Raw genomic sequence first — 12,450 nt, forward strand, 5'->3', positions numbered from 1 at the left:
TCATCTCCGCCTCCAGCCAAAGCTGGACGCCTACGAATCACACCCTGCCGCGCCGCATCCAATCACAAGCCGATTCCAGCCTGGGCTACTCGGGTCTAGTCGCCGCCTCGTAGCTTCGCGCCGTCGCGAGCGCCTCCCAGGAGTGCCCGCCGGGCCGCCTTCGCCTGGTGCGGCCATGCGGGCGGTGCCGCGCCGCCTTGCGGCCCACGAGGAACAGCGCTGCTCATGAACACCTCTTCCAATGGACTCCTTGGACCTCGCGGCGGCATCGGCCGCCGTCTCGTGCTCGGCTTTGCGGCCGTGCTCGGGCTCCTCGTGGTGCTCGGCGCCGTGGCGATGCATCGCGTCAACGCCATCAGCGCCAGCCTCGCCACCGTGAACGACATCAACAGCGTCAAGCAGCGCTTCGCCATCAACTTCCGGGGCAGCGTGCACGACCGGGCGATCAGTCTGCGCGACGTTGTGCTGGTGACCGCATCGGCCGAGCGCCGCGCCGCGCTGGAGGAGATCGAGCGCCTCGCCGCCTTCTACGCCGAAAGCGCCGTGCGGCTCGACCGCATGATGGCGACGGGCGCGGAGGTCACGCCCGATGAGCAGCGCATCCTCGCCTCCATCAAGGAGACCGAGGCCCGCACCATGCCGATGGTCCGTGCCGTGATCGAGGCGCAGCAGGCCGGCGACGCGACGCGCGCCCGTACCCTGTTGCTGGACCAGGCGCGGCCCGCCTTGGTCGAGTGGCTCGCCCGCATCAACCAGTTCATCGACCTGCAGGAGGCGAAGAACGGCGTGGTCGCGCAGCAGGCGCGCAGCGTCGCGGAAGGCTTCCAGGCGCTGATGCTCGCGCTGGTGGCGATCGGGCTCGCGCTCGGGTCCGGCATTGCCTTCTGGTCCATGCGCGCCATCGCGCCGCTGCGTGCCCTGGCCAGCACCATGCGGCAGATGGCGGCGGGCGATCTCGGCCTCGCCATCCCGGGCCGCGACCGCAAGGACGAGGTCGGCCAGATGGCCGAGGCGGTGGAGGTGTTCCGCATGCAGGGTGAGGAGGCGGTGCGCCTGCGCGCCCAGCAGGAAGCCGACCGCGCCGCCGCGCAGGAAGCCCAGGTGGCTGCGCTGCGCGGCATGGCCGACCGGGTGGAGAACGAGACGCTGGTCGCGATGGCACGCATCGCCGAACAGGCGCGCACGCTGGCGACCGACGCCGCGGAGATGGCGGCCGCGACCCACCGGGTGGACGAGAATGCCGGCGCGGCCGGCAGCGCGGCCGCGGAATCGCTGCGCATGACGGAGCAGGTGGCGGCCGCCGCCGAACAGCTCGCCGACGCCATCCGCGCCATCACCACCGAGGTGCGCGAGGCCGCCGAGGTGAGTCGCGCCACCGCCACCGACAGCTCGGAGACGGAGACGGCGATCGTCGAGCTTTCCACCGCCGTCGGCCAGATCGGCGACGTGACGCGGCTGATCAGCGACATCGCCGGCAAGACCAACCTCCTCGCCCTCAATGCGACGATCGAGGCTGCGCGCGCGGGCGATGCCGGCAAGGGCTTCGCCGTTGTCGCGGGCGAGGTGAAGGAGCTCGCCGGCCAGACCGCGAAGGCGACGGAGGAGATCCGCCAGCACATCGAATCCGTCAGCCGCCGCACCGATGCCGCCGTCGGCACGGTGCGCCGCATCGCCGCCTCCGTCGCGCGGATCGACCGCTTCGCGGCGAACCTGGCGGATGCCGTCGGTCAGCAGGACAACGCGACGCGCGAGATCGCGCGGAGCATCGCGGAGGCGACGCAGGCGACGCGCGAGGCATCGCAGCGCATCGCCCATGTCACGGCGGACTCGCAGGATGCCGGCAGCCGCGCCAGCCGCACCCGCGCGGAGACCGCGAGCCTCGCCGCGGAAGCCGAGGGCCTGACGCAGCAGGTTGTCGGAATCGTCCGCACTTCGGTGCCCGAAGTGGACCGGCGCAAGGAAGCGCGCGACGCGGCGGGCGGCCAGGCGCAGGTGGAGTTCAGCGGCGTGGTGCGATCCGTTCAGGTCGCCGATCTCAGCAGCGGCGGCCTTGGCGTGATCGGCATCAGCGATCTGCAGCCCGGGCAACGCGGGGTGGTCCGACTGCCCGGCAAGCCGCCGATGCAGGTGGAGGTGCGCCATGTCCGCGGCGACCGCGTCGGGCTGGTCTTCACCGGCGCGGCGACCGCGCGGCAGGGCCGCGCCGCATAGGGCCGCCCGGCCCACGCCGCCAGGCGGCGATGCGCGGCGGTCAGGCGGGCCTGGCCTAGTCCGCCGCGTCCAGCCCCTGCCGCTCCACGCGGTAGCCCCGTTCCGGCGGGTAGTTGGCGGCAAGCCAACCCGGCCCGTCATGCGCAATCCAGGCGCCCGCCGCGATGCGCGAGCAGGCGACGATCACCGCCAGATCCACCGGCCGCATCGTTCCGCGCGCCTGCGCCGCCATGATCAGCTGCCCATGGAAGGCGCCGCGCCACATGATCGGCGCAAAGATCGTCGAGCCCATGCGCGACGTCTTCAGGTATTGCCGGAAGCTGCCGTGCTCGTCGGTGTTCTCCAGCAACAGCTTGCTTCGGTTGGCGTACACCCAGCCGGGATGCCCGCCGTCAATCGGCACCAGCAGCCTCTCCTGCTCCGGCGGAAAGCCCAGGCTGCCGACCAGCATGTGCCAGGCGCGGTCGGGCGTGACGAAGAAGGTGCCGGCAACGAAATACTGCCGCTCGCTCTCCTTGAGCGCGCCGGGCTGCAGATGCGCCTCGCGGTCGCCGAGCAGGTCGAAGCAGCCGCGGGCGATGGCGCGCATCGCCTCCTCCGGCCCCGGCGCATCCAAGGCTTCCGCCCCGGCGCGCTCCATCATGGCGAGCGCAGCGGCGGAGAGTTCGGCTTCCGTCATGCGCGGTTCTTCAGCGCCTCTATGCGCTGCACCAGCGCCCGCCCGTCGGTGCCGGAACGCTGGCACCGCTCGTACCAGTTCGCATAGACGGCTTCGACGTTCGGGGCCGCGAAGAGACGGTCGAGCTCGGCCTGCGGCGCCTCCCATACCTCCATCCCGCTCGATGCAAGGCGTCGGATGGCGGCCTGGCTGAATGGCGCATGGTTGGCGAAGTGCTCGTCCTCGGCCTTGCGGAACTCTGCCTGCGCCGCGGTCCGCACATCTTCCGGCAAGCGGTTCCAGGCATTCTGGTTCACGATCAACGACCACGGCACGATGGTGCCGATACGCCAGATCGAGACATGCTTCGCCACGTTGTGGAACCCGAAGCCGCCGGCGGTGCCGACCGAGGTCATCACGATGTCCACGATGCCGCGCTGCAGGGCCGGCACGATCTCGCCGAAATTCACCGGGGTCGGCGCCGCGCCCAGCCGCTGCATGAGCGCCGCGGCTTCGGTGTTGTGCACGCGCACCTTCTTGCCGCGGAAATCCTCCACCTTGCGCAACGGGTCGCGGCTGATGATGCACTGGTCCTCGAACACGCCGGTCATCACCTGCACCGAGCGGTAGCGGTCGCGCCAGACCTTCGCCATCTCCTCCCGCAGCAGCGGATCGAGCATGCGATGGTATTGCGCCACATCGGTCAGCAGTCCCGGCAGATGCCCGAAATTGATGTAGGGCGCCTCCGCCGAGAGCCATGGGCTGACCGCGAAGGAGCCGTCGAGCCGCCCATCCCGCACCGCCGCCGGCTGCTGGTCGCCGCTCACCAGCGTGTCGTAGAGCTCGAGCGCAAGGCGATTGCCGGTGGCTCGCCCGATCCGTTCAGGCAGCGGGCGCAGCGAGGCGACGTAGCTGCTGCCGGTGGCGTTGACGAAGCCCACATTCAGCTTCGTCGCGGATTGCGCAGTGGCGCCGCGCGACACCGTCAGCATCGCCGCAGCGCCGAGAACACCACGCCTGGTCGCAAAGCCGGACATGCACGCCCCCTCTTGCATTCGTACGGACAAGTCTACAGGCTCACGCCGGCGGGCTGTCAAGGCATCGGGCGGAGCGGAAATGTCGGCTGCGGCGCAGCAGGAATTGTCGGTGCCCGGCCGCCTAGCGCAGCATACCGCGCAACTTTTCCTGATCCTTGCCGCCGTCGGCGTCGTGCTGATGGCGGGCTCGACCGTATGGGAGGTCGGCGCGCGCTACCTGTTCAATGCGCCGACCATCTGGGCGACCGAGCTCAGCACCTATTTCCTCGTCGCCACCATCTTCCTTGGCGCCGGCGCCGCGCACCTCGCCGGCGCCAATGTGCGCGTCGAGTTCCTGGCCAACCTGCTGCCGCCACGCGGCCGGCGCGCGCTGGAGCTTGCGACGGCCTGGTGCGGCCTGGCCTTCGTTGCAGCGCTGGCCTGGCAGTGTGCACTGATGGTCTGGTCCGACTACGTGAACGGCGCGCGCATCTTCTCGCTTCTGCTGACGCCGACCTGGATACCGAAGCTGCCGATCGCGGTCGGCCTTGCCGGGCTGGCGCTGGCGCTCGCCATCGAGATCGAGCGGCTGACGCCGCGCGGCTGGCGGCGCATGGTGCCATACGCGCTGCTCGCCGCCCTGGCGCTTCTGTTCCTACTGCTCGGCGCCCGACCGGTGCCCTCCGGCATCGGGCGGCAGGATCTCGGCAGCGTGATGCTGCTCGCCGGCATGATTGTCGGCGCCTTCGTCGCGAATGGCGTGGCGGTCGCCGGGCTGGTGGTCGCCGTGCTCGGCGGCGGTGCGGTGGCCTTCGCGTCCGTGGCCGGCGGTGCGGCGGGGCCGGTGACGCTGGTTCTCTTCGCCGCCATCGCCATGGCGCTTGCGCTCGGCCTGCGCATCGCCTTCGCGCTCGGCCTGGTCGGCACGCTCGCGATCTACTGCCTGCTGCCGCTGCCCTTCCCCCTGACGCTTGCGGAGCGCAGCTGGGCGGGCGTGAACAGCTTCTCGCTCACCGCCGTGCCGCTCTATGTGCTGATGGGGGCGCTGCTGGTGCGCAGCCGGCTGAGCGGCGAGCTCTTCGCCGTACTGTCGCTGGTGCTGGCGCGGCTGCCGGGAGGGTTGGCGCATGCTGCGACGGCGGGCTGCGGCATCTTCGCCGCGGTCTCCGGTTCTTCGGTCGCCACCGCAGCAACCATCGGCACCGTCGCCTGCCCGGAGATGACGCGCCGCGGCTACAGCCCGGCGCTGGCCTTCGGCAGCGTCGCGGCTGGCGGCACGCTCGGCATCCTCATTCCACCTTCCGTGCCGATGATCATCTACGCCACCGCCGTGGGTGTCTCCGTCGTGGAGCTGTTCCTCGCAGGCATCCTCCCGGGGCTGCTGATGATGGTGTTGTTCATGGCGATCATCCTGGCCTGGGCGCTGTTGTGGCCAGGCGACGCACCGCGCCTGCCGCCCGGCGGCGCGCCGGCGATCGGGCGCGGCGCGGTACTGGATTCCGCGCTGGTGCTGCTGCTGATCCTTGCCGTGATCTTCTCGCTCTATGCCGGCCTCGCCACCGCGTCCGAAACCGGCGCGGTCGGCGCCGCGCTGGCGGCGCTGATCTGCATCGCACGCGGCCGGCTGCCGAAGGAAGCCGCCTGGGCCTGCCTGGTGGAGACGGTGACGGTCACCTCCTTCATCTTCCTGATCGTCGTCGGCGCGAGCATTCTCTCCTACGGCTTCGATTTCCTGAAGGTGTCGCAGCAGGTGATGGCGCTCGCCACCGATGCGCAGCTCGGGCGCTGGACGGTGCTGCTGCTGATCGTGCTGGTCTATGTCGCGCTCGGGATGTTCCTCGATTCCATCTCGATGCTCGTGCTGACGCTGCCGGTGGTCTACCCGGTCGCGCAGGCGCTGGGCTTCGATGCGATCTGGCTCGGCGTGGTTCTGGTCATCATGGCCGAGGTCGGGCTGATCACGCCGCCGGTCGGCATGAACCTGTTCGTGCTGCAGGGCATCGGCAGCGGCGTACCGCTGCGCACCGTGGCGTTCGGCGCGCTGCCCTTCCTGATCGCGATGCTGGCGACGGTGCTGCTGCTGTGCCTGGTCCCCGGCATTGCGCTGTTCCTGCCGGGCACGCTTGGCTAGAGCCCGAGATACGCCGCCCGCACAGCCGGGTCGTGCAGCAGGGCCACACCGCTGCCGTGATGCGCGATGCGCCCGGTCTCGATCACGTAGCCGCGGTCGGCAATCGCCAGCGCGGCAGAGGCGTTCTGCTCCACCAGCAGCACCGTCACGCCATCGCGCTTGAGCGCGACGACCGCGTCCAGGATCTGCTCCACCAGCACGGGGGCGAGCCCCATGCTCGGCTCATCGAGCAGCAGCAGCCGCGGGCGCGACATCAGCGCACGGCCGATCGCCAGCATCTGCTGCTGCCCGCCGGACAGACCCGCTGCGGCGAGTGCTCGCTTCTCCTTCAGGATCGGGAACATCTCGAAGGCCCGCTCAAGGCTTTCCTCCGTCTCGACACGCGCGCGACGAAAGGCGCCGAGGCGGAGGTTGTCCTCCACGCTCAACGGCCCGAACACCTGTCGGCCTTCCGGCGATTGCGCTATGCCGGCCGCGACGCGGCGATGTGGCGGCCAGGCAGTGATGTCCTCGCCATGGAATTTCACGCGCCCCGCGCTCACCGACTGCACGCCGGACAGGCAGCGCAGCAGCGTGGTCTTGCCAGCGCCGTTGCCGCCGACCAGCGCGGTGATCTCGCCGGTCTCGACGCGCAGGCTCACGCCCTTCAGGGCCAGGATGCGGCCATAGGCGGATTGCAGCTCCTGCACCTCAAGCATGCTGGTCCCCGCGCGCTCCGGCGCGGCTCGCCTCCGCGACGCCATGCGTACCGAGATAAGCCGCCACGACCTCCGGGTCGCTGCGCACCTGCTCCGGTGTGCCCTCGGCCAGCATGCGGCCCTGGTTCAGCACGACGACATGGCGGCTGATCCGCATCACCAGCTTCATGTCGTGCTCGATCAGCACCACCGCGACGCCGCGCGCCGCAACCTGCGCGATCAGGCGGTCGATCTCCTCCGTCTCCACGGCGTTGCAGCCGGCTGCGGGCTCGTCCAGCAGCAGCACGCGCGGCCCGGTCGCCAGCGCGCGCGCGATCTCCAGCCGCTTCAGCGCGCCATAGGGCAGCGATCCCGCTGGCCGGTCGGCTGCGTCGGCAAGGCCCACCTCCGCCAGCAGCGCCAGCGCGGCCCGCCGCGTCGCGGTGTTAGCCCGGCGCGCAGCGGGCAGGCGGAACAGGTCGGCGAACAGGCCCGAAGGCTCGTGCAAGTGCCGGCCGGCCATCACGTTCTCCGCCGCGGTCATGCGGAAGAACACCTGCAGGTTCTGGAATGTGCGCGACAGACCGAGGGCGGCGAGGCGATGCGGCGGCGCCTGCGTGACGTCCCGGCCATCCAGCAAGATGCGCCCGGCACCGGCGCGGTAGAGGCCGGAGACGATGTTGAACAAGGTGGTCTTGCCTGCGCCGTTCGGGCCAATGATCGCCAGCACCTCGCCGGCGCGCGCAGCGAAGCCCACACCATCCAGCGCGCGCAGCCCACCGAAGGAGATGCCGATGTCCTCCGCCGTCAGCAGGACCTCGCCGCGTGCATCCACGCGTGGCCGAGCCACCCCTTCGCGCCCACCGGGCGCCGCGGCGGTCGGCCGCGTTGCGTTCACGCCGGCTTCCTCCGCAGCAGCGCGGCGAGGCCGGGCACGATGCCGATGCGCAGGAAGATCATGAACAGCATGATCAGCAGGCCGATCACCGCCTGCTCGTATTCGTGCAGGAAGGTCAGCGCCTGCGGCAGAAGCACCAGCAGCGCCGCACCCACCACCGCGCCGGGCACCGAGGCGAGCCCGCCGATCACCACCATCGTCACGTATTCGATCGAGGCGAGGAACCCCGCCGCATCCGGCGTGACGAAGCCGTTGAGCAACGCGAGCAGCCCGCCGGCCACCGCGCCGTACACCGCGGCGATGACGAAGGCGCGCAGCTTGTGTCGTGCGACGTCGATGCCGACGGTGCGCGCCGCCACCTCGCTGTCATGCAGCGCGGCCAGCGCGCGGCCGGAGGGGCTGTGCTGCAGGTTCAGCGCCACCCAGACGCCGAGCAGCAGCGCGCCGCCGGTGATCCAGTAGAAGCTCTCGCCGCCGCGGATGACCCAGCCGAACAGCGCCGCACGCGGCACGCGGGTGCCATCCGGCCCACCGGTGATGCCGACCTCGTTCACCAGCACCATCGTCACCAGCATGCCGAAGCCGAGCGTCGCAACCGCGAGGTAATGCCCCTTCAGCCGTAGGATGGGCCGCCCCACCACGAAGGCCACCGCCGCCGCCACCGCGGCGCCGAGCGGCAGGCAGAGCAGCACGTCGAGGCCGAGGTATTTCGGCCCGAGCGCCGTCGTATAGGCGCCGATGCCAACGAAGCCGGCGTGCCCCAGGCTCACCTGCCCCGCCTGGCCCATCAGGATCTGCAGCCCCACCGCGGCCAGCGCCGTCACCCAGATCAGCGCGGCAACGCGGAAGTAGAAGCCGGAGGGGAAGAACCAGGGAATGATGGCGATCACCGCTGCCAGCATCAGCAGGGTGGCCCAGCGCGCGCTCACCCTATACGCGCTCCACGCTGCGCCGGCCGAACAGCCCCTGCGGCATTGCGAAGAGCACGCCGAGAATGACGATGAAGGCGACTGCATCCTTGTAGGCGGAGGAGATGGTGCCCGCCGCGAAGCTCTCGAGCAGGCCGAGGAGCAGCCCGCCCGCCACGGCGCCGAGGGGGCTGCCCATGCCGCCCAGCATCGCCGCCGCGAAGCCCTTCAGCGCCAGCAACGTGCCGACGTCGAAGCTTGTCAGCGTGATCGGCGTGATCAGGATGCCGCCCAGGGCGCCGATCGCGGCACTCAGCCCGAAGGACAGGGCGAGCACGAAGGAGGTGTCCACGCCGACCAGCCGCGCCGCCAGCCGGTTCGCCGCGGTGGCAAGCACCGCCTTGCCGAGCAGCGTCCTTTCCAAGAACAGGAACAGCGCGGTGAAGACGAGCACCGCACCGCCCAGCACCCAGAAGCTTTGCGGCAGGATCGCCGCACCGCCCAGGAGGATCGGGTCGTTTCCCGAGAAGGCAGGCAACTGGTGGAAGCGCTTGTCGAAGACGATCTGCGCGACGCCCCGCAGGAAGATCGAGGCTCCGATGGTGATGATGATCAGCGTAACCGCCGAGGCACCGCGCGCCGGCTCGATCGCCAGGCGATGCAGCAGCAGGCCGGCGGCAACGGCAACGATGATCGCCGCCGCCGCCGCGAGCGGCAGCGCCAGGCCGGCGGCGTGGACGAAGACCGTGACCATGCCGCCCAGCATGACGAACTCGCCCTGTGCGAAATTCACCACGTCGGAGGCGTTGTAGATCAGCGTGAAGCCGAGCGCGACGAGGGCGTACACGGCGCCGACGGTCAGGCCGGAAACGAGGAATTGGAGGAGTTCCGCGGTCATGATGTGCCCGGCCAAGTGGTCTCCCCCACCCGGACGCCTCCCTGCACTCCTGGGGGATGGCCGGAGTAGGGGAAAGGCCTCTCCCTCAGTTCCCGCTCAGCCGGAACTGCCCGTCCCTGATCTCCACCATCCGGAAGGCGCTGAGATCCAGGCCCATGTGGTCCGTGGCGCTCATGTTCACCACGCCGCCAGTGCCGACGAAGCCGCGCGTCTGGCGAATGGCGTCGCGCAGCCGCGTGCCGTCCGTGCTGTCGGCGCGCTTCAGTGCCTCCACCAGGATCATCAGCCCGTCATAGGCGTGGCCGCCGAAGGTGGAGACCGGCTGGTTGAACTCGCGCTCGAAGGCTGTCTTGTAGTCGATCAGCACCTGGCGCTGCGGATCGTTCGCCGGCAGCTGTTCGGCGACCAGCAGCGCGGCGGCGGGCAGGCGCACGCCCTCAGCCGCCGCCGGCGTGGCGAGCTGGATGAACTGCGCGCTGGCCACACCGTGCGACTGATAGAGCGGCAGCCGGATGCCGAGCTGCGCATAGCCGCGCGTGACGATCGCGGGACCCTGGCCGAAGCCTGGATTCACCACCGCCTGCACGCCTTGCGCGTTGCGGATGCGGGTGAGCTGCGGGGTCATGTCGGAATCGCGCGGCCCGTACTGCTCGTCCGCCACCACGGTGATGCCCATCGCCTGCGCCACCCGCAGGCATTGCGTGCGCATGGATTGGCCGAAGCCGTCGGTGCCGGAAATGAGGGCCACCCGCGTCAGGTTGCGGTCGCGGAGCTCGGCGAAGATCTTCTCGCAGGCCATGCGGTCGGTGTGCGGCGTCTTGAAGGTGTAGGGCGAGACCGGGTCCACGATCTCGATGCCGCCGGCAAGCGAGATGAAGGGGATACGCGCTTCCTCGAAGACCGGGCGCATCGCCATCGTCGTGCCGGTGGTGGTGCCGCCGACCATTGCGTGCACGCGGTCATCCTCCACCAGGCGGGTGGCGAAGGTGCGCGCGCGGTTGGCGTCGCCGCCATCATCATACACGATCAGCTGGATCTGCCGCCCGTTGACGCCGCCGGCCTGGTTGATGCGGTTGACGTAGAGCCGCAACGTCTTGTCCTCGGGGTCGCCAAGGAAGCTCGCCGGACCGGTGACCGACAGAACCGCGCCGATGCGGATGGGTTCGCTGCGCTGCGCGAGGGCAGGGAGCGCCAGCATCGCCGTGGCGCCGAGCGCGAGCACTCCGCGGCGGAACATCGAGCCCAGACCCATGACGTTGTCCTCCCTGTTCTGTCGTTGCGTGAAGGCTACGCGGCGGCGGGGCGGCGCGCCATGGCGATGTGGAAGCGGTTGGCCACGAAGGCGGCATCGGTCAGGCAGGAGGTGCCAGCCGGATTGGCGCCGGAGACGTGATAGTCGCTGAATGCCGCCGACTGGTTGACGAAGACGCCACCGGTCAGGTTCTCGCTGAGCGCGACGCCGGCGCGGGCGAAGGCGGCCTCGGCGCGGGCGAGGAACGCCTCGTCCGTGCTGTGCACCAGGGCGGTAATCGCGCCGCGCGTGCGCGCGGAATGCGCGGCATGGTCCAGCGCGGCGTCCGCGTCGGCGCAGCGGATCAGGAAGGCGATCGGGCCGAAGCGCTCCTCGCCCCAGGCCTCGCGGGCCCCGGCGTCCACCGCGACGAGCAACGGCGTGGCGCTGCGTGCCTCCGGAAAGCCGGGCATGTCCACGCTGCCGCTGTCGCGCACCACCTGGCCGAGCTTCCGTGCCTCGGCGATGCGGTCCAGCGTGGCCGGGCTCTGCACCGTGCCGAGCACGCCGGCGGCGCGGCCAGGATCCTTCAGCAGCGCATCCACTGCGGCGGCGAGTGCCCGGCCAATTTCGTCGAAGCCCTTGTGGCCTTCGTCGGTGGCAATGCCGTCCTGCGGCACGAAGAGGTTCTGTGGAGCGGTGCACATCTGGCCGCTGTAGAGGCTGAGCGAGAAGGCAAGGTTGCGGCACAGCCCTGCGAAGTCGTCGGTGGAGTGCAGCACGACCGGGTTGATGCCCGCTTCCTCGGTGTGCAGCGCCTTCCGGCCACCGACCTGCTCTCTCAGCCACCGCCCGAAGGCCGGGCCGCCGGTGAAATCCACGATGCCCACCGCCTCGTGCGCCGCGAGCTGCGCGGCAATCGGCGCGTCGGGCGTGTCCGGAGCGAGCTGGATGACATCCTCGGCAAAGCCCGCCTCGGCGAGCACCGCGCGGGCGGTTCGCACCGTCAACGCCAGCGGCAGGATCGCCGCCGGATGCGGCTTGACGATCACGACGTTGCCGGTGACGAGGTTCGCGAAGATGCCGGGATAGCCGTTCCAGGTCGGGAAGGTGGCGCAGCCGATGACCACGCCGATCCCGCGCGGCACGGCGCGGAATAACTTGTCGAGGACGAGCTGCTCCTTGCCGGCCTGTTTGGTCCATCGCACCGCGGGGGGAATCCTGCCGAGTTCCTCCATGGCGTAGGCCACGGCTTCCAGCCCGCGATCCTGCGCGTGCGGGCCACCGGCCTGGAAGGCCATCGCCCAGCCTTGCCCGGTGGTATGCATCACCGCCTGCGCCATCAGGAAACTGTCGCGGTTGAGGCGGTGCAGGATCTCCAGGCACACGCCGGCTCTGTCTTCCGGCGAGGCGCCGGCCCAACCGCGAGCCGCAGCCTCGGCACGCGCGATCAGCGCCGGGACGTCGAGCGCGGGATAGGTGACGCCGAGCGCGGAGCCCCAGGGCGAGCGCTCCGCGCCAATTTGCGGCGCACCTGCGGCGAAGGGATGATTGAGCAGCGCGTTGAAGGCGGCTTCCGCCTCGGCCTTCGCCGTCTCGCCGTAGATCTTGCCGGAGGGCGCTTCCGGATAGGCCGAGAAATGCCCGCGCCCGCGCGCGGCGGCGATGGCCTGGTCCAGCGTGGCGCGATGCTTCGCCGCGAGAGCTGCCGCCGCCGCGATCATCGCCATCCTCCCTGCACGCCGTTGACGCCCTGTTACCTCGAAAATAGACTGACTGAACGGCCAGTCAATAGTCTTGCACCAGAGGGATAATATTCCTT

10 protein-coding genes are annotated in these 12,450 nt (G+C 70.3%); 2 read left to right on the top strand and 8 right to left on the bottom strand.

Going from position 1 to position 12,450, the window contains the following annotated elements; all coding sequences use genetic code 11:
- Positions 1-225: 225 nt before the first annotated feature.
- On the top strand, positions 226-2,211 hold the full coding sequence (locus ACESM1_RS14340; RefSeq protein WP_372621119.1) for a methyl-accepting chemotaxis protein: 1,986 nt from the start codon (positions 226-228) through the stop codon (positions 2,209-2,211).
- Positions 2,212-2,266: 55 nt separating this feature from the next.
- Here the strand turns inward: ACESM1_RS14340 and ACESM1_RS14345 are convergent, their stop codons facing one another.
- Both ACESM1_RS14345 and ACESM1_RS14350 read right to left on the bottom strand, forming a co-directional pair.
- On the bottom strand, positions 2,267-2,890 hold the full coding sequence (locus tag ACESM1_RS14345) for a hypothetical protein (protein ID WP_372621121.1): 624 nt from the start codon (positions 2,888-2,890) through the stop codon (positions 2,267-2,269).
- Positions 2,887-3,906, bottom strand: a complete 1,020-nt coding sequence (locus tag ACESM1_RS14350) for a TRAP transporter substrate-binding protein (protein ID WP_372621122.1) — start codon at positions 3,904-3,906, stop codon at positions 2,887-2,889. The genes ACESM1_RS14345 and ACESM1_RS14350 overlap by 4 nt, the downstream gene beginning before the upstream one ends.
- A 79-nt stretch (positions 3,907-3,985) precedes the next feature.
- On the opposite strand from ACESM1_RS14350, the gene ACESM1_RS14355 reads away from it, so the two are divergent.
- Positions 3,986-6,016, top strand: coding sequence for a TRAP transporter large permease subunit (locus ACESM1_RS14355; RefSeq protein WP_372621124.1), 2,031 nt, complete (start codon positions 3,986-3,988; stop codon positions 6,014-6,016).
- Here the strand turns inward: ACESM1_RS14355 and ACESM1_RS14360 are convergent.
- The 6 genes from ACESM1_RS14360 to paaN all read right to left on the bottom strand — a co-directional run bounded on the left by ACESM1_RS14360 (position 6,013) and on the right by paaN (position 12,352).
- A complete protein-coding gene (locus ACESM1_RS14360) occupies positions 6,013-6,714 on the bottom strand; it encodes an ABC transporter ATP-binding protein (RefSeq protein ID WP_372621126.1) in 702 nt (233 codons plus the stop codon). The two genes, ACESM1_RS14355 and ACESM1_RS14360, sit on opposite strands and share 4 nt — an antisense overlap.
- Complete coding sequence (locus tag ACESM1_RS14365) at positions 6,707-7,591, bottom strand: ABC transporter ATP-binding protein (protein WP_372621128.1); 885 nt, start codon at positions 7,589-7,591, stop codon at positions 6,707-6,709. Before ACESM1_RS14365 ends, ACESM1_RS14360 begins: the two co-directional genes overlap by 8 nt.
- The gene (locus tag ACESM1_RS14370; RefSeq protein ID WP_372621130.1) at positions 7,588-8,520 is read right to left on the bottom strand and encodes a branched-chain amino acid ABC transporter permease; all 933 of its coding nucleotides are present in this window, start codon (positions 8,518-8,520) and stop codon (positions 7,588-7,590) included. Before ACESM1_RS14370 ends, ACESM1_RS14365 begins: the two co-directional genes overlap by 4 nt.
- Position 8,521: 1 nt before the next feature.
- Complete coding sequence (locus ACESM1_RS14375; RefSeq protein WP_411278368.1) at positions 8,522-9,412, bottom strand: branched-chain amino acid ABC transporter permease; 891 nt, start codon at positions 9,410-9,412, stop codon at positions 8,522-8,524.
- A 70-nt stretch (positions 9,413-9,482) separates the two neighbouring features.
- A complete protein-coding gene (locus ACESM1_RS14380) occupies positions 9,483-10,649 on the bottom strand; it encodes an ABC transporter substrate-binding protein (protein ID WP_372621132.1) in 1,167 nt (388 codons plus the stop codon).
- 35 nt (positions 10,650-10,684) lie between these two features.
- The gene (paaN, locus tag ACESM1_RS14385) at positions 10,685-12,352 is read right to left on the bottom strand and encodes a phenylacetic acid degradation protein PaaN (RefSeq protein WP_372621134.1); all 1,668 of its coding nucleotides are present in this window, start codon (positions 12,350-12,352) and stop codon (positions 10,685-10,687) included.
- Positions 12,353-12,450: the final 98 nt, after the last annotated feature.

It is taken from the genome of Falsiroseomonas sp. (assembly GCF_041690465.1).
In the GTDB taxonomy this organism is placed as follows: Bacteria; Pseudomonadota; Alphaproteobacteria; order Acetobacterales; family Acetobacteraceae; genus Falsiroseomonas.

What these genes read in the sequence shown, in the direction of transcription:
- ACESM1_RS14345 (WP_372621121.1), bottom strand. Translation starts at nt 2,890, where the DNA reads ATGACGGAAGCCGAACTCTCCGCCGCTGCGCTCGCCATGATGGAGCGC.
- ACESM1_RS14380 (WP_372621132.1), bottom strand. Translation starts at nt 10,649, where the DNA reads ATGGGTCTGGGCTCGATGTTCCGCCGCGGAGTGCTCGCGCTCGGCGCC.
- ACESM1_RS14355 (WP_372621124.1), top strand. Translation starts at nt 3,986, where the DNA reads ATGTCGGCTGCGGCGCAGCAGGAATTGTCGGTGCCCGGCCGCCTAGCG.
- ACESM1_RS14360 (WP_372621126.1), bottom strand. Translation starts at nt 6,714, where the DNA reads ATGCTTGAGGTGCAGGAGCTGCAATCCGCCTATGGCCGCATCCTGGCC.
- paaN (WP_372621134.1), bottom strand. Translation starts at nt 12,352, where the DNA reads ATGATCGCGGCGGCGGCAGCTCTCGCGGCGAAGCATCGCGCCACGCTG.
- ACESM1_RS14340 (WP_372621119.1), top strand. Translation starts at nt 226, where the DNA reads ATGAACACCTCTTCCAATGGACTCCTTGGACCTCGCGGCGGCATCGGC.
- ACESM1_RS14350 (WP_372621122.1), bottom strand. Translation starts at nt 3,906, where the DNA reads ATGTCCGGCTTTGCGACCAGGCGTGGTGTTCTCGGCGCTGCGGCGATG.